The 16,042-nt window shown below is 71.8% G+C and carries 16 protein-coding genes and 2 pseudogenes; 7 read left to right on the plus strand and 11 right to left on the minus strand.

Translation table 11 applies throughout. The features are described 5' to 3' along the window. Positions 1–101 precede the first annotated feature (101 nt). Together D2L64_RS18965 and D2L64_RS18970 are read right to left on the minus strand one after the other, a co-directional pair. Positions 102–460, minus strand: a pseudogene (locus D2L64_RS18965) (VOC family protein). Then, complete coding sequence (locus D2L64_RS18970; RefSeq protein WP_119578422.1) at positions 436–1,008, minus strand: cob(I)yrinic acid a,c-diamide adenosyltransferase; 573 nt, start codon at positions 1,006–1,008, stop codon at positions 436–438. The pseudogene D2L64_RS18965 and the gene D2L64_RS18970 overlap by 25 nt, the downstream one beginning before the upstream one ends. Here D2L64_RS18970 and murA point away from each other — a divergent pair. Together murA and D2L64_RS18980 are read left to right on the plus strand one after the other, a co-directional pair. Further along, positions 1,007–2,449 (plus strand): UDP-N-acetylglucosamine 1-carboxyvinyltransferase, encoded by a 1,443-nt coding sequence (gene murA, locus D2L64_RS18975; RefSeq protein ID WP_119578424.1) that lies wholly within the window; start codon positions 1,007–1,009, stop codon positions 2,447–2,449. The genes D2L64_RS18970 and murA overlap by 2 nt on opposite strands. A gap of 123 nt (positions 2,450–2,572) precedes the next feature. Beyond that, complete coding sequence (locus D2L64_RS18980; protein ID WP_119578426.1) at positions 2,573–3,421, plus strand: 3-hydroxyacyl-CoA dehydrogenase family protein; 849 nt, start codon at positions 2,573–2,575, stop codon at positions 3,419–3,421. A gap of 45 nt (positions 3,422–3,466) precedes the next feature. On the opposite strand, the gene D2L64_RS18985 is transcribed toward D2L64_RS18980, so the two are convergent. The 5 genes from D2L64_RS18985 to D2L64_RS19005 form a co-directional block, all read right to left on the minus strand. Beyond that, positions 3,467–4,315, minus strand: a complete 849-nt coding sequence (locus D2L64_RS18985; RefSeq protein ID WP_119578428.1) for an ABC transporter permease — start codon at positions 4,313–4,315, stop codon at positions 3,467–3,469. Continuing rightward, positions 4,312–5,196 carry an ABC transporter ATP-binding protein gene (locus tag D2L64_RS18990; RefSeq protein ID WP_119578430.1) on the minus strand — a complete coding sequence of 295 codons (885 nt, stop codon included), beginning with the start codon at positions 5,194–5,196 and terminating at the stop codon, positions 4,312–4,314. The genes D2L64_RS18985 and D2L64_RS18990 overlap by 4 nt, the downstream gene beginning before the upstream one ends. Before the next feature lie 58 nt (positions 5,197–5,254). Further along, on the minus strand, positions 5,255–5,554 hold the full coding sequence (locus D2L64_RS18995) for a DUF1540 domain-containing protein (protein ID WP_119578432.1): 300 nt from the start codon (positions 5,552–5,554) through the stop codon (positions 5,255–5,257). A 171-nt stretch (positions 5,555–5,725) separates the two neighbouring features. Beyond that, positions 5,726–6,715, minus strand: coding sequence for a polysaccharide deacetylase family protein (locus D2L64_RS19000; RefSeq protein ID WP_233559036.1), 990 nt, complete (start codon positions 6,713–6,715; stop codon positions 5,726–5,728). 68 nt (positions 6,716–6,783) lie between these two features. Next, complete coding sequence (locus D2L64_RS19005) at positions 6,784–7,404, minus strand: DUF4126 domain-containing protein (RefSeq protein ID WP_119578434.1); 621 nt, start codon at positions 7,402–7,404, stop codon at positions 6,784–6,786. A gap of 71 nt (positions 7,405–7,475) precedes the next feature. On the opposite strand from D2L64_RS19005, the gene nucS reads away from it, so the two are divergent. Then, positions 7,476–8,135, plus strand: a complete 660-nt coding sequence (gene nucS / locus D2L64_RS19010) for an endonuclease NucS (RefSeq protein WP_119578436.1) — start codon at positions 7,476–7,478, stop codon at positions 8,133–8,135. On the opposite strand, the gene D2L64_RS19015 is transcribed toward nucS, so the two are convergent. Beyond that, complete coding sequence (locus D2L64_RS19015; RefSeq protein WP_119578438.1) at positions 8,132–9,634, minus strand: aldehyde dehydrogenase family protein; 1,503 nt, start codon at positions 9,632–9,634, stop codon at positions 8,132–8,134. The two genes, nucS and D2L64_RS19015, sit on opposite strands and share 4 nt — an antisense overlap. A 209-nt stretch (positions 9,635–9,843) precedes the next feature. Between D2L64_RS19015 and D2L64_RS19020 the strand changes: the two genes are divergently transcribed. The 4 genes from D2L64_RS19020 to D2L64_RS19035 all read left to right on the plus strand — a co-directional run bounded on the left by D2L64_RS19020 (position 9,844) and on the right by D2L64_RS19035 (position 13,212). Continuing rightward, the gene (locus D2L64_RS19020) at positions 9,844–10,305 is read left to right on the plus strand and encodes an FHA domain-containing protein (protein WP_119578584.1); all 462 of its coding nucleotides are present in this window, start codon (positions 9,844–9,846) and stop codon (positions 10,303–10,305) included. A gap of 52 nt (positions 10,306–10,357) precedes the next feature. Further along, complete coding sequence (locus tag D2L64_RS19025) at positions 10,358–11,956, plus strand: 3-hydroxyacyl-CoA dehydrogenase family protein (RefSeq protein WP_119578440.1); 1,599 nt, start codon at positions 10,358–10,360, stop codon at positions 11,954–11,956. Between the two features lie 92 nt (positions 11,957–12,048). Beyond that, positions 12,049–12,330, plus strand: a complete 282-nt coding sequence (locus D2L64_RS19030; protein WP_119578442.1) for a hypothetical protein — start codon at positions 12,049–12,051, stop codon at positions 12,328–12,330. 72 nt (positions 12,331–12,402) lie between these two features. After that, positions 12,403–13,212, plus strand: coding sequence for an alpha/beta hydrolase (locus D2L64_RS19035; RefSeq protein ID WP_119578444.1), 810 nt, complete (start codon positions 12,403–12,405; stop codon positions 13,210–13,212). A 54-nt stretch (positions 13,213–13,266) separates the two neighbouring features. Here D2L64_RS19035 and D2L64_RS19040 read toward each other — a convergent pair whose 3' ends face one another. The 3 genes and pseudogenes from D2L64_RS19040 to D2L64_RS19050 form a co-directional block, all read right to left on the minus strand. Next, entirely contained in the window at positions 13,267–14,577 is a 1,311-nt protein-coding gene (locus D2L64_RS19040) for an AI-2E family transporter (RefSeq protein ID WP_233559037.1), read from the minus strand. A 137-nt stretch (positions 14,578–14,714) separates the two neighbouring features. Further along, entirely contained in the window at positions 14,715–14,897 is a 183-nt protein-coding gene (locus D2L64_RS19045) for a DUF397 domain-containing protein (RefSeq protein WP_119578446.1), read from the minus strand. Next, positions 14,888–15,659, minus strand: a pseudogene (locus D2L64_RS19050) (helix-turn-helix domain-containing protein). Before D2L64_RS19050 ends, D2L64_RS19045 begins: the two are co-directional and overlap by 10 nt. Positions 15,660–16,042 lie beyond the last annotated feature (383 nt).

Raw genomic sequence — 16,042 nt, forward strand, 5'->3', positions numbered from 1 at the left:
ACACACCGATGGCCGGCACCCGAACCCGGGTGCCGGCCATCGGCATACCCCGCCCGGTCCTCGGCCGGGCCGGGATGTGGGTGAGCCGGGCCTCCTCGGATCTAGCCTGGCGGTTCTGCGGATGCGACCAGCTCGATCTCGTACCCCTCGGCGTTCGTCAGGTAAGCCGCATAGCTGTCCGGGCCACCGGCGTACGGATGACGGTCCGGGAAGAGTAGTTCCCAGCCGTACGCCGGTGCCTCGGTGACCAGCTGGTCCACGTCGGTGGGTGGCCCGGCGTGGAAGGCCAGGTGGTTGAGCCCCGGGGCAAGCCGATCGTGGCCGACCATTCCTGGAACGGCGTCCAGCCCAGTTTTCCGAGGAGCCAGCCCCAGCTGTGCATTGCCGCGCCCAGGTCGGGTACCCACACCTCCACGTGGTGCAGCGCTCCGAGCGTCACCGGCCTCCGCCGGGGACCCATAGCACGTCGCCGTCCGGATTTGCCGTTCTTGACAGGATAAAGAGCAGATCCGACAGCCGGTTGAGATACTTTGCCGGGAGGTGGCTGGTCCGGTCGGGGTCGTGTGCGACGAGAGCCCACGCCGACCGCTCGGCGCGCCGGGCGATCGTCCGCGCCGCGTGTAGCAGTGCCGCGCCCGCGGTGCCGCCGGGGAGGATGAAGGAGTCGAGCTTGCTCAGGCGCGCGTTGTACTCGTCGCACCAGCCCTCTAGTCGCTCGACGTACTCCTCGGTCACCCGCAGCGGCGGGTACTTCGGGTCGGGTTCCACCGGGGTGGACAGGTCCGCCCCCACGTCGAACAGGTCGTTCTGGATCTGCCCGAGCGCGGTCCGCAGGTCGTCGCCGAGTTGGCCGAGGGCGAGGGCCACGCCGATCGCCGCGTTGCACTCGTCGACGTCGGCGTACGCGGAGATCCGCGGGTCTGTCTTCGGCACCTGTTCGTTGTTGCTCAGCCTGGTCATGCCGGCGTCGCCGGCCTTGGTGTAGATGCGCGTGAGGTGGACGGCCATGACGCACAGCCTACGGATACCAGACCTGACCATCCCGGCCCGGCCGGAGACGGGAACGGGCTGGTCCGCCGGGGTCGGACCGGGTGACGCGGGTGACGCGGCGGTCTCCGACGTCGATGTCATCCGGGTACGCGGCGGGGCCCGGCTCGCCGGCACCGTACACGTGGTCGGTGCGAAGAACTCGGCGCTGAAGTTGATGGCCGCCGCGTTGCTCGCACCCGGCCGGAGCGTGATCACCAACGTCCCCCGGATCACCGACATCGCGATCATGGGTGAGGTGCTGCGGCGCCTCGGTTGCGGCGTACGGTTCGACGCGGACGAGCCGGTGGATCCGATGGTGGCCAGTGGCGGGGTGGCCCGCTCGCGGTCGGTCGTCATCGACGTGCCGGAGCAGCCGGGGGTGGAGGCCGACTACGACCTGGTCCGCCGGCTGCGTGCGTCGATCTGCGTGCTCGGTCCGCTGTTGGCCCGGCGCGGGTACGTGCGGGTGGCCCACCCGGGTGGCGACGCGATCGGTTCGCGCGGGCTGGACATGCACATCTCCGGGCTGACCCGGATGGGCGCGGACATCTCCGGCGAACACGGCTTCGTGATCGCCTCGGCGCCGCACGGCCTGCACGGCGCGGAGATCGCGCTGGACTTCCCGAGCGTCGGCGCGACCGAGAACCTGCTGATGGCGGCGGTACTGGCCGACGGCACCACCGTGATCGACAACGCCGCCCGTGAGCCGGAGATCGTGGACATCTGCACCATGCTCATCCGGATGGGCGCGCTGATCGAGGGGGAGGGGACGTCCACGATCACGGTGGTGGGCGTGCCCCGGTTGCAGCCGGTCCGGCACGCCACGGTGGGGGACCGGATCGTCGCCGGGACCTGGGCCTTCGGCGCGGCGATGACCCGCGGCGACGTCACCGTGACCGGCGTCGACCCGGCGTTCCTGCAGGTCGCGTTGGACAAGGTGGTCGCGGCCGGTGGGCTGGTGGAGACCCGGGCGGATGCCTTCCGGGTACGCATGGACGACCGGCCGCGGGCGGTGGACGTGGTGACCCTGCCGTATCCGGGCTTCGCCACCGACCTGCTGCCGATGGCGATCGGGCTGGCCGCGCTCAGCGAGGGCGCCTCCCTGATCACCGAGAACATCTTCGACGGCCGGTTCATGTTCGCCAACGAGATGATGCGTCTCGGCGCGGACATCAAGACCGACGGGCACCACGCGGTGGTACGCGGCCGGGAGCGGCTCTCCGGTGCGCCGGTACGCGCCACCGACATCCGGGCCGGCGCTGGTCTGATCATCGCTGGGCTCTGCGCCGACGGGGTGACCGAGGTGTCGCACGTGCACCACGTGGACCGGGGCTATCCCGACTTCGTCGCCGACCTGCGGGCGCTCGGCATCGAGGTCGAGCGGGCCACCGCACCGGAGGAACCGGAGCTGACCATCTGACTGTCGCGGCACCGGAGTAGCCGGAGCTGACCGTCGTCGGCTCGACCGATGCCGCCTTAGCTGTCGTTCAGGCTCGCCGACTAGGGTGCAGGCAGACACTCAAGTGCAGCGAGGGAGAGACAGATGGCGGGTCGACTCGCGGTCATCGGTGCCGGGCTGATGGGCTCGGGCATCGCCCAGGTGGCGGCGCAGGCAGGCTGGCAGGTGACCCTGCGGGACTTGGACGACGCGGCGACACAGCGTGGCGTGGACGGCATCCGCAAGTCGTTGGGGAGGTTCGCCGAGAAGGGGAAGATCTCCACCGACGACGTCGAGGCGGCGCTCGGGCGGATCACCCGGACCACCGACCTGGAGGCGGCGGCCGACGCGGACATCGTGGTCGAGGCGGTCTTCGAGAAGCTGGAGATCAAGCACGAGGTGTTCCGCGCGCTGGACAAGATCTGTCGTACGGACGCGATCCTGGCCACCAACACCTCGGCCATCCCGGTGACCCAGATCGCGGCGGTGACCGACCGTCCCGAGTCGGTCGTCGGCACCCACTTCTTCTCGCCGGTGCCGATGATGAAGCTCTGCGAGCTGGTCCGCGGCTACAAGACCAGCGACGCCACGCTCGACGGGGCGAAGGCGTTCGCCGAGGAGATCGGCAAGACGGTGGTGGTGGTCAACCGGGACATCGCCGGCTTCGTCACCACCCGGCTGATCTGTGCCCTGGCGATGGAGGCGGTACGGCTGGTCGAGGCGGGCGTGATCTCCGCCGAGGATCTGGACACCGCCTGCAAGCTCGGCTTCGGGCACGCCATGGGTCCGCTCGCCACCGTCGACCTCACCGGTGTCGACGTGTTGCTCAACGCCACCCGCAACATCTACACCGACACGGCCGACGAGAAGTTCTTCCCGCCGGAGCTGCTCCAGCGCATGGCCACCGCCGGTGACCTGGGCCGCAAGTCCGGCCAGGGCTTCTACTCGTACTGAGGGTGGGTCGGGAAGGGCCCGTCGACCGGGCCCTTCCTCGCGCCCTCAGCCGTCGCGGCGGCTGGTCCAGCGGAAGGTGGTCAGGCAGAGCACCAGGCCGATCACGCACCAGGCGCCGAGCACCAGGGCGACCCGGGTCAGCTCGAACGAGCCGCCCGGCTCCTGGGCGCCGAAGCTCTCCGGCAGGAAGACCGCCCGCAGTCCCTGGCACATCCACTTGAGCGGGAAGATCGCCGCCACCTGCTGCATCCAGGTCGGCAGGTTGGTGAAGACGAAGAACACCCCGGAGATGAACTGGAGCACCAGCGCGATCGGGGTGACTACCGCCGAGCCGCTGCGGGCGGTACGGGCCAGCGACGAGATCGCGATGCCGCACAGGGTGCAGGCGGTGATCCCGAGCGCGCTGACCCAGCCGAAGGTCAGCCAGGCGGCCGTGGTGCTCGGCAGTCGCAGGTCGAACAGGGCCACCGAGACGGCGAGCAGCAGGGCGGTCATCACCACGCCGATCACCAGCACCATCAGTACCTTGCCGGCGAACCAGACCCACTTCGGCATCGGCGTGCCCCGATAGCGTTTGAGCACGCCCCGGTCCCGCTCGATGGGGATCCAGATGCCGAGGTTCTGGAAGCTGACCGTCATCAGGCCGGTCGCGATCATGCCGGTGATGAAGTACTGCGTGTAGCTCACGCCGGAGCCGAGGTCGTCGTCGAAGATCGAGGCGAAGATCAGCACCATGATGATCGGGAAGCCCAGGGTGAAGACCACGGACTCCCGGCTGCGCAGGAACTGCCGGATCTCCAGCCGCCCCTGCCGCAGGGCGAGCCTGGCCGGTCCGGGCCGCCGGTTCGGTGCGACGGCGGTGACCGGGGCGGCCGGCTTCGTGGTGGTGGTCATCGGTGTCCGATCATCTGCAGGTAGATGTCCTCGAGGGTGGGCCGGGTGACGGTCAGGCCGGGCACCTCACCGGCGAAGCGCGCCGCCAGTTCGGTCACCAGCGCCGTCGGCGTCGCGCTCCGCTCGCTCTCCAGCTTGCCCTCCGGCGTACGCCAGGAGACCGTGGCCAGCGCCTCCTGCCGGTTGCCCAGCCGGTTCGGCGGGGCCACCTCGACCAGTCGACCGGCGGCGATCACACCGACCCGGTCGGCGAGCGCCTCGGCCTCGTCCAGGTAGTGCGTGGTGAGCACGATGGTGGTGCCGGCGGCGGCGAGGTCCCGGATCAGCTCCCAGAACTCGCGTCGGGCCTCCGGGTCGAAGCCGGTGGTCGGCTCGTCGAGGAAGAGCAGTTCGGGGCGGCCGATGATGCCCAGCGCCACGTCCAGCCGGCGCTTCTGCCCGCCGGAGAGGGTGTGCGTACGGGCGCGGGCCTTGCCGGCCAGCCCGACCCGGGCGATCACCTTGTCCGGGTCGTCGGCGTCCGGGTAGAAGCCGGCGAAGTGGTGCACCACCTCGGCGACGGTCAACTCGTCGAACTCGCCGGTGCCCTGGAGCACGATGCCGACCCGGGACCGCCAGTCCCGCCCGGCGTTGCCGACGGTACGGGCGGCCGAGCCGCGCGCGGCGGCGCCGGGGTCGATGCCGAGCACCTGTACCTCACCGGCGTCCCGGTGCCGGTAGCCCTCCAGGATCTCCACGGTGGTGGTCTTCCCGGCGCCGTTCGGCCCGAGCAGCGCGAACACCTCGCCCCGGTGGACGTCCAGGTCGAGGTCGGCCACCGCGACGTTGTCGCCGTACGCCTTGCGCAGCCCCCGGACGCGGATCGCGACGTCGTCACTCATGCCGTCAAGTGTGCGACCTGCCGGAGTCCGTCGTCCGCACCGGGGTGGTGGTTCTCGCTCAGCGGTGGCTGTAGGTCATACAGTCGGCCATGTCGGCGTCCGGGCCGACCCGGATCGCTGGTGCGTGGCACTCCAACTGCTCGTTGTGTCGGCAGTCGGCCCGCTGGCAAGCGCCGACCTGGGCGGTCTGCCCGTCGGCCCCCGCCCGGACGGCGGGCATCTCGATGAAGGTGTGGCAGTGTGCGTGGTCCATGCTGCCGATGGTGATGGCGAAGGCGTGGCAGTCGCCGGTGTGGTTGTACGCGCAGGCCGCCACCACACACTCCTGGACGCGCGGCATCTCCATTGCTGCGGTCATTACGACCCCCTCCTAGGTTATGCCCCGATTTTAGGCTTTCGGCGCTACGCGGCGGCCGGGTTCGCCGGGATTCGGGGTATCGGTGGTGTCGAACTGATAGCGCAAGCGGTGCAGCTCGACAGGGACCGGGGGAGGGACGGCAGGAGCGGGCGGCGGCAGCGCCGCAGGAAGCTAGGACCGCGGGGCGGGTGGGGCGGCGAGGACCTCCGACAGCGGGGCCGGTTCGAGGCCGCGTTCGGCGAGTCCGGCCAGGATGTGCGGCAGGGCCTCGTCGGTCATCGGGGCGTTGGCCTCCGTCACGTGCAGCACGACGACCGACCCGGGCCGGACCTCGTCCAGCACCGCCCGGACGATCGGCTGCCAGGCGGTCGCGAAGGGGTCGCCGCTCACCACGTCACCGTCGACCACGGTGAGACCGAGCGGGGCGAGTTCGGTCAGCGCGGCACGGTCGTGGCAGAGCCCGGGAAAGCGGAAGTACCGGGTCTGTCGGCCGCCGTAGGCGTTCACCAGGTCGAAGGTGCGGGCCACGTCGGCGGTCATCCGCCGCCGGTCGATGCGGGGCAGGCCGTAGCAGTCCGCGGTGAAGGCCAGGTGCCCGTAGGTGTGGTTGGCCAGCTCGAAGTGGGGATTGGCGGCGAGCCGGCGGGTCACCTCCGGGTACTGCTCGACCCACTTGCCGGTGAGAAAGAACGTGGCCGGGACGCCGTCGCGCTCCAACCGGTCGACGATCTTCAGGTTGGCGTACGAGCGGACGGTGCCGTTGCGCAGCTGGCGCAGCATGGCGTCGGTCATGTCCGCGTCGAAGGTGAGCGCCACCTTGTTGCCGCTGCGCGGGCCGTGGTCGAGCACCGGGGGCAGCGTGCCGGGCCGGGTGGCGCCGGGCTGGTCGCCGGCCGGTGTCGGGCCCGACCGTCCCGGCTCCGGCGCCCCGGCGGACGGTGGCCCGGGTGCGGATGGCCCGGGTGCGGAGGCCACGGGTGGATCCTGGCCCGCCTCGGCCCAGACGGCGGTCGCCGTGCTCTCGGCGGAGCCGGCCGGTGGTAGCCCGGCGGGGTCGCCGTCGCGTCCGCCGAGCGGGTTCAGGGTGATCAGCAGGGTGACCGCGCCGACCACGGCGGCGGACGTCGCGATGAGCGAAACGCGGGAAGTTCTCGCGGACACCCGCAGATGATGTCAACCCGCCGGGGCCGGCGACACCCGCGGTCGGGACCGTCCGGGTGACCGCCGGGTCAGACCCGGAAACCGGCGGCCCGGGCGGCCTGGCGCTCACGGCGGCGTTCCGCCCGGCGGCGCAGGAACCAGGGCAGGAAGAGGACGAACCCGACCAGGAACACCAGCACCAGCACCGGCAGGACGATCGCGACGAGGGACATCAGCACGCTGGTGGCATCCTCGGCGGTACTCGCCACCGGGGCGCCGATCCCGGCCGTGGTGGCGTTGATGATCGGTCGGGCGGCGGACTTGAGCAGGTGGATGCCGAGGGCGATGAGTACACCGACGAGTACCGGAAGCCACTGGCCCGTACTGCCGAAGAAGCTGCCGGGGTCGGTCACGGTGACCGTCTCGGAGGCCGAGCCCGCGCCGAACGCCAGCCCGCCCGCGGTCGGCCGGACCACCGTCTGGACCACGTCGTTGACGTGGTCCACCACCGGGACCTTGTCCGCGACGACCTCGACCGCGAACAGTACGGTCAGGATCGCCAGCACCCAGCCGTTGCCCAGCCACTGCCAGCTGCCGGGCAGGTCGATCACGCTGGTGTAGCGGGCCAGCAGCCCCATCGTCAGCAGTGGGATGTAGGCGTTCAGTCCCGCCGAGGCGGCCAGACCGGTACCGGTGAGCAGTTCGAGCACCAGTTCAGCATGGCACCGGCACGCCAGTGGCGCTCGGTGGCGATCCCGGGGGTCTCCGCTACCCTCGTCGGGTGCGGTTGGTGATTGCGAAGTGCTCGGTGGACTATGTCGGACGGCTCTCGGCCCACCTGCCGCTGGCCACCCGGTTGCTGATGGTGAAGGCGGACGGGTCGGTGTCCATCCACGCCGACGACCGGGCGTACAAGCCGTTGAACTGGATGAGCCCGCCCTGTCGGCTCCAGGAGGCGCCGGGAGTCTGGCGGGTGGTCAACAAGGCCGGTGAGGAGCTGCGGATCACCCTGGAGGAGATCTTCCAGGACACCTCGTACGACCTGGGTGTCGACCCGGGGCTGCGCAAGGACGGTGTCGAGGCACACCTACAGGAGTTGCTGGCCGCCAACCCGGAGACGCTGGGCGAGGGCTACACGCTGGTCCGCCGGGAGTACATGACCGCCATCGGTCCGGTGGACCTGCTCTGCCGGGACGCCGACCAGGGCACGGTCGCGGTCGAGGTGAAGCGCCGGGGCGAGATCGACGGTGTCGAGCAGCTCACCCGGTACCTCGAACTGCTCAACCGCGATCCGCTGCTCGCCCCGGTGGCCGGGGTCTTCGCCGCGCAGGAGATCAAGCCGCAGGCCCGGGTGCTCGCCACCGACCGGGGGATCCGGTGCGTGGTGGTGGACTACGACCGGCTGCGCGGCATCGAACGCGACGAGCTGACCCTCTTCTAGAGCTTCCGGCCGTACAGCATCTTGACCGCCTTCACCAGGCGGGCGATGTCGGCCGGGGTGCGTTCGAAGGTGGTCGAGGGCAGCGCCGAGCGGGCCCGGCGGCGGGTCACCGCCTTGGCCCGGCCGAACTCGCGTAGCCCGTCCTCGCCGTGGATGCGGCCGAAGCCCGACTCGCCGACGCCGCCGAACGGCAGGGTGGACATGCCGGCGAAGGTGAGGGTCGAGTTGATCGAGGCCATGCCGGAGCGCAGGCGCCGGGCGATGGCGACCGCGCGGCGGCGGCCGAAGACCGAGCCGCCCAGGCCGTACGGCAGGGCGTTGGCCAGGGCGAGGGCCTCGTCGGCGGTACCCACCCGGTTGATCGTCAGCGTCGGGCCGAACGTCTCCTCGCGGACCGCGGCGGCGTCCTCCGGCACGTCGACCAGCACCGTCGGGTGGGCGTACGGCGGTCGTACCGCGTCCGGCCCGCCGAGCACGGCGCGACCGCCCCGCTCCAGCGCGTCGGCGATGTGCCGGCGGATGACGTCCAGCTGGCTCGGCATGGTGATCGGGCCGACGTCGGCGTCCTGCGGGCCGACGGTGAGCCGGCCGGCGCGCTCCACCACGCGGTCGACGAAGGCGTCGAAGGCCGGCTCCACGACGTAGACCCGCTCGATGCCGATGCAGGTCTGCCCGGCGTTGGTCATCGCACCCCAGACACATGCCTCGGCGGCTGCGTCCAGGTCGGCGTCGACGTCGACGATCATCGCGTCCTTGCCGCCGGCCTCGATCAACACCGGGGTCAGCGACTCGGCGCAGGCCGCCATCACCTTCTTCGCGGTGGCGGTGGAACCGGTGAAGGCGAGCTTGTCGACCCCGGCGCGGCACAGCGCCGCGCCGACCTCGGCCAGCCCGTGCACCGTGCTGAAGACGGGTTGCTCGGGTACCACCTCGGCGAACGTGTCGACCAGCCACTGCCCGACCACCGGGGTGTACTCGCTGGGCTTGAAGACCACCGCGTTGCCGGCGGCCAGCGCGTACGCGGCGGAGCCGATCGGGGTGAAGACGGGGTAGTTCCAGGGGCCGATGACGCCGACCACGCCGTACGGCTGGTATTCCAGGTGGGCGGAGAACTCGGCCAGGATGAGCCGCGAGCGGACCCGGCGGTGACCGAGCACCCGGCGGGCGTTGCGGGCCGCCCAGTCGACGTGCTCCACCGAGGTCACGATCTCGACGAGGGCGTCGGGGACGGGCTTGCCGCCCTCGGCGTGCACCAGCTCCGCGAGCTGCTCCATCCGCTGGGCGAGCAGGCGACGCCAGCGCAGCAGCCGGTCGCGTCGCCCGTCGAAGCCGAGTCCGGCCCACCACTGGCCGGCGGTGCGGGCCCGTTCGACGGTCCGTTCGACGTCGACCACGGTGGAGAGCGGCACCCGGCCGGCCTCCTCGCCGGTCGCCGGGTTGGTCGAGATAAGGTGGTCGCCCTCGATGACCGGGGTGCCCGGCAGTTGCGGAGCCGTCATGGCGGAAGTCTAGACCTGAGACCTACTCGCCGGTACGGCAGTCGGGCCGGGCCGGCGCCGGTTCACCGGGCGGGGTTCACGCACCGTAAGGAGCCAGCGGCAAGTGTCTTCCCGGTTACTTATCGGTGCCCGCCCGGGCAGTGGAGGTGGACGCTTGGTGATGGCAGGCTGACGCGGGGTGGTCGTACGGGGTGGAGGTCGGACGGGGCATGGAGGAACATCCGCAGCTGTTGCCGCTGCTCACGGTGGCTACCGGGCCGATGCGCGGGCTCGGGTTCCGGTTGGGTCACCAGCCGCTGGTGATCGGTCGTGACCCGGCGGTCGACATCGTCGTGCACGATCCGCACCTGAGCCGTCGGCACGCCGAGATCTGGCTGGCCGGCGAGGGGGTATCGGTGGTTGATCTCGGTTCGACCAACGGCACCTGGGTGAACGAACTCCGTACCACCGGGGTGGCTCGGCTCACCGACGGTGACGTGATCCGGATCGGTCAGACGGAGTTGCGCTTCTTCGACCCCGGGTTGGCGCGGACCGACCCGGTGGGCCTGAGCTTCGGGGTGCCCCGCCAGGAGCGGCGTACCACGCTGGCGCTGCCGATCGCCCCCACGGGCCCGACGCCGGCGCCCCGCGCCTCGACGGCCGCCCGCTACGTGGCAGACTCGCCCGCGTAACCTTAGCGGTCGTTAACGTACCGGCCGCCCGGATCGGACAGGGGGGCCAGGCGTGACGCGCGAGTTCACCAGGGTCGGTGTGGTGGGTCTGGGCACCATGGGTGCCGGCATCGTCGAGGTGTTCGCCCGCAACGGCGTCCCCGTGGTGGCCGTGGAGGTCTCCGCGGCGGCCCTGGACCGGGGCCGGGCCAACCTGACCGGCTCGACCGACCGCGCGGTTTCCCGGGGCAAGCTCGCCGAGGCCGACCGGGACGCCCTGCTCGGCCGGGTCGACTTCGCCGTCGGGCTGGACGCGCTGCACTCGGTGGACCTGGTGATCGAGGCGGTGCCCGAGCGCCTCGACGTGAAGCAGCGGCTCTTCGCCGAACTGGACCGGATCTGCCACCCCCAGGCGATCCTCGCCACCAACACCTCGTCGTTGAGCGTCACCGAGATCGCCGTGTCGACCGGACGACCACAGCAGGTCGTCGGCGTCCACTTCTTCAACCCGGCGCCGGTGATGAAGCTGGTGGAGATCGTGCGTACGGTGGTCACCGCCGCCGACGTGGTGGCCGACGTGGAGGCGCTCTGCGCCCGGCTCGGCAAGGTCGACGTCACCATCGACGACCGGGCCGGTTTCATCGCCAACGCCCTGCTGTTCGGCTACCTCAACCAGGCCGTCGGCATGTTCGAGGCCGGGTACGCCACCCGCGCCGACCTCGACGCCGCGATGAAGCTCGGCTGTGGCCTGCCGATGGGCCCGCTGGCCCTGCTGGACCTGATCGGCCTGGACACCGCGTACGAGATCCTGGAGACCATGTACCGGCGGGGCGGCCGCAACCGCCGGCACGCCCCGGTGCCGCTGCTGCGGCAGATGGTCACCGCGGGGCTGCTGGGCCGCAAGACCGGCCGGGGCTTCTACACCTACGAGCGGCCGGGCTCGTCGAAGGTCGTACCGGACGAACTGACCCCGCGACCGGCGCAGACCGGCGGCGTCCGGGCCGTCGGCAAGGTCGGCGTGGTCGGTTCCGGGGCGACGGCCGAGGGTCTGGTCGGGATCCTCGGCGACGCCGGTCACCCGGTGGTCGCGGTGCCGGCCGGCGCCGACCCGAGCGGGCTGGCCGACGTCGACCTGGTGGTCGTGGCGTCGGACACCACCACCGCGGCGCGGCCGGTGATCGAGGCGGCGATGGCCACCGGCCGCCCGGCCGACGTGGTGGGCCTGCACTTCGTCCAGCCGCCGAAGGCCGCCCCGCTGGTGGAGATCGTGCGGACGGTCCGTACCTCGGCCGAGACCGTCGCCGCCGCCCGCGCCCTCGTCGCCGACCTCGGCAAGACCGGGGTGCTCTGTGCCGACCGGTCCGGTCTCGTCGTGGACGCGCTGTTGTTCCCGTACCTCAACGACGCCGTGCGGATGCTGGAGGCCGGCTACTCGACCGTCGACGACATCGACCACGCGATGAAGCTGGGCTGCGGCTACCCGACCGGCCCGTTCGAGTTGCTCGACGCCGTCGGGCTGGACGTGGCGCTGGCCGTGCTGCGCGGGGTGTACCGGGAGCAGCGCGAGCCGGGGCTGGCTCCGGCGCCGCTGCTGGAGAACCTGGTCACCGCCGGCTACCTGGGCCGCGAGTCGGGTCGGGGCTTCCGCGCGCAGCCGGCCGCGCAGGGGTAGGGCGCGTCACCGCCCCCGCAACCACCGCCCGAACCGCCCGTACCCTGGACGACGTGAGTCCGCGTCGTAACCGTCCCCGCCGCGACGAATCCGTGCAGCTGGACGCCGAACGCGTCCGGCACGGTGTCGCGTCGGTGCAGCAGTGGCGTGACGGCGACTGGCAGGTCCGGGCGATCAGCGGCGGCACCAAGACCTACCGTTGCCCCGGTTGCGACCAGGAGATCCGGCCCGGGGTGGCGCACCTGGTGGCGTGGCCGGCCGACGACCGGGGCGACCTGACCGACCGGCGGCACTGGCACACCGGCTGCTGGCGGGCCCGGGACCGCCGGGCACCGGTGATCCAGCGCGGCCGTGGCGCACCCCGGCACGGCTGACCGCCCCGACCGCGCGCCGCCGATCCCGGGGGCCGACGGGCGCGACCGGATCGGGCAGGGGAGACTGGACGCATGAGTGCACCGATCCGCGCGTCCTCGATCCTGCCCGGCCGGCGGGAGGACATCGAGTTGCACACGGCGGACGGCCTGCGCCTGGTGGGCGAGCTGGCGCTACCGGCCGAGCGGGCGCCCGTGGCCACCCTGGTCTGCCTGCACCCGCTGCCCACCCACGGCGGCATGATGGACAGCCACGTGTTCCGCAAGGCGGCCTGGCGGCTGCCCGCCCTGGCCGACCTGGCGGTGCTGCGGTTCAACACCCGGGGCACCAGCAGCGTACGCGGCACCAGCGAGGGGGCGTTCGACTCGGCCGTCGGCGAGCGCTACGACGTGGCCGCCGCCATCGAGTACGCCGAGTTCCACGAGCTGCCGAACATCTGGCTGCTCGGCTGGTCCTTCGGCACCGACCTGGTGCTCAAGTACGGCGCCGATCCGTCCGTGTCCGGCGCGATCCTGCTCTCCCCGCCGCTGCGGTTCTCCGAACCGGCCGACCTGGCCCACTGGGCCGAGTCGGGCAGGCCGCTGACCGCGCTGGTGCCGGAGTTCGACGACTACCTGCGCCCGCAGCAGGCCCGCGAGCGGTTCGCGGCGGTGCCGCAGGCCGAGGTCATCGGCGTACCCGGTGCGAAGCACCTCTGGGTCGGCGACGCCGAGACGGTGCTGGACGAGGTGGTCCGGCGGGTCAACCCGGCCGTGCCGGTGCCGCTGCCGACGACCTGGGACGGGCCGATGGAGACCGGCGATGCCAGCGCGTACGCCGACCGGACGGTGGCCGCGTTCGCCGACACGCCGGTGGCGGGCCCACCGCAGCGCCGGGCCGAGTGAGCGGGCACCCGCCGGACCGGGTGCTGTCAGCGGGCCCGCCGGGCTCGGTGCCGGTCAGCGGGCGTCCTGGCGGGGGATCACCACCTCGCGCAGGATCAGCTGGACGGCGGCCACGGTCGGGATGGCGATGAGCGCGCCGATCACGCCCAGCAGGGCGACCCCGAGCAGCGCCGCGACCAGCGCGGCGACCTCGTTGACGTGCACCGACCGGCGCATGATCTTGGGATAGATGAGGTAGTTCTCGATCTGCTGGTAGAGCACGAAGAAGACCAGGCAGGCGATCCCGACCGACGGGCTGGTGGCGAAGCCGACCAGGCTGACGATGACCGCGCCGATGGTCGCGCCGATCTGCGGGATCAGGTCGGTGACCGCGACGACCACGGCCAACGCGAACGGGTACGGCAGGCCGACGGCCAGCGCGAAGACGAAGGCCGTCGCCCCGGCCAGCACGGCGATGGCCAGCGCGCCGACCATGTAGGCGCCGACCTTGGTCAGGATCTCGTCGCCGATCAGCTGCACCCGCTCCCGGCGGGAGCCCGGCACCAGCGCGTACCCGAGGTCGCGCATCCGGTCGAAGTAGACCAGGAAGTAGATGGTCAGTACCAGCACGGTCAGCACCCGGAAGACCGTGCCGAAGACCAGTTGGGCACCGCCGAGCACGCCGCCCAGCGCCCGACCGACCACGTCCGCGTTGGCCGCCTCCTGCACCCGGCGCATCAGGTCGAACCGGACGGCCAGGTCGTTGACCGTCTCGTTGCGGCGCAGCGCGTCCAGGTAGCTCGGCAGCTGTTCGAGGAACTGCCCGGACTGGGTCACGATCGGCGGTACCAGCGCCAGCACCCCGGCGCAGAGCAACGCCAGCACGGTCAGCGTCACCGTCGCCACCGCCAGCCCACGCGGCAGCCCCCACGCGCGCAGCCGGACCACCGCCGGGTGCAGGCCCACCGCGAGGAACAACGCGATGACCACCAGGACCAGGATCCCGGCCGCGTTGCGCAGGCCCAGATAGACCGCGTACGCGGACAGTACGCCGAGTGCGCCGGTGAAGCCGACCAGGAAGCTGTTGCGCCGCAGCGGCCGTCCCGGCGTACCGAACCGGCTGCCGTCCCCACCCGTCGTACGCTGCGCCGGAGCGACCCCCGACGGTACGTTCGTCTCGGCGGCGGCGAGCGGTGCGGTGTGCTGCGCCGGGCTGGACGGTGCGGTGTGCCGCGCCGGGGCTGTGGTGGCGGTCTCCGGCCGGTCCCGGATGGTCCCGGTCGTCGCGGCATCGTGTCGGTCCCGGGTCGTCCCGGTCGCCGGTCCGTCGGGTGCCCCGGTACCCGTCGTCGCCGGCCGCGACTGCTCCGGCCCGCCCTGCGTCATTCGGCCTCCCCGTTCAGGCTCCACCCTGTACTCGCCGTTCCTCGATCCCGCTCGGCCTGGGCCCGCTCGGCCTGGGCCCGCTCGGCCTGGGCCCGCTCGGCCTGGGCCCGCTCGGCCTGGGCCGGAGCGGCCGGTGGTTACCGCCGCTTGAGCCGGCCGACGAAGGCCCGCCAGGTCTGCGGGGTGAACGCGAGCACCGGGCCCTGCCGGTCCTTGCTGTCGCGGACCGCGACCACGCCGGGCAGGTTGTCGGCCACCTCGACGCATTCGACATGCGCGCTGCGGACGGCGGTCCGCCAGATCGCGCCGGTCAGGTCCATGACTTCGCCACTTCCTTGAGGAGTTCGATCGACTGTTGGCGCGACAGTGCCTCGTTGCGCACCGTCTCCCAGCGCGCCAACAGCGTAGCCAAGTCCGCCTCTCCCGTGGCCGGTGCGGCGGTCAGCTGAGTCTCCATCATCGCCACCCAGCTCCCGTCGGCACCCCGTGCCAGATGAAACGGCCCGTACAGGCCGACGTGCAGCCCGGCACTGAGTGGGATGACGTGAACGCTGACGTTCGGCCGTTCGGTGCCGGCGATCAGGTGCTTGACCTGCTCGACCATGACAGACCGGAAGTGCTCTTCGTGTCGGTGCAGGATGGCCTCGTCGATGACCGCGATGAGCTGGGGCGGGTCGGCGGATCACCGCACGGGCGTAACCCTCGGTCTGCAACAGGCCCGGGATCAACGTGGGCTCGAAGATCCGGAGCTGGCGGGCCTGGGTCTGGGCGTCAAACCAGGGCAGGAACCAGGAGGGCTGGGCCTCCCGCTCGGCGATGCGCAGCAGCGACGCCAGCAGCCCGCCGGAACGCAGCACTTCGTCGGCGCGGGCCAGCAACGGCCGGTCGTACGGTCGGCTGCCCGTCTCGACGGCCGAGACCATCGACGGCGAGTAGTGCACCAACTTGCCGAACTCCTCCTGACTCAGCCCGGCGGCCACCCGTAACCGGCGTAGCTGCGCCCGGATCAGGTCGGCGGTCGACTCCTCCACAGTTCCTCCACAATCGCGTACCGAGAAACGCTCACCGTTCCCAGCCGGCACGCCGGCTGCGCAGCCGCGCTACGACCAGGCTCGATGCCTTCCGACAGTAGTGGCCCGCTCAGCACTGTCAGCCATGCCGGGCTCGTCCGCTGCCGGGGAGGGCGCGGACGGGTCTTGGCCGGGGCCGCCCCCCATTCCCCCGGGCGGGCGGCCCCTTCCAACCACTCCTGGTACGTCGCTGCCGCTCCGCACGGGCAGCAGCCCGTACCCAGGCTCGCTAACGGAGGTCGACATGCGTGTCCGCTGGTACCGATGCCCGACAATGCTCCTGCCGGTCCTGCCCCGACGACAGCGCGGCGCGCACCTGCCGGACTGGATGCGCCAGCCGACGCGGCCGCTGCCGATCCAACACCCCGGCCGCCCCGGCCGGCTGACCCCAGGCC

This window comes from Micromonospora radicis (assembly GCF_003583405.1).
Taxonomy (GTDB): domain Bacteria; phylum Actinomycetota; class Actinomycetes; order Mycobacteriales; family Micromonosporaceae; genus Micromonospora; species Micromonospora radicis.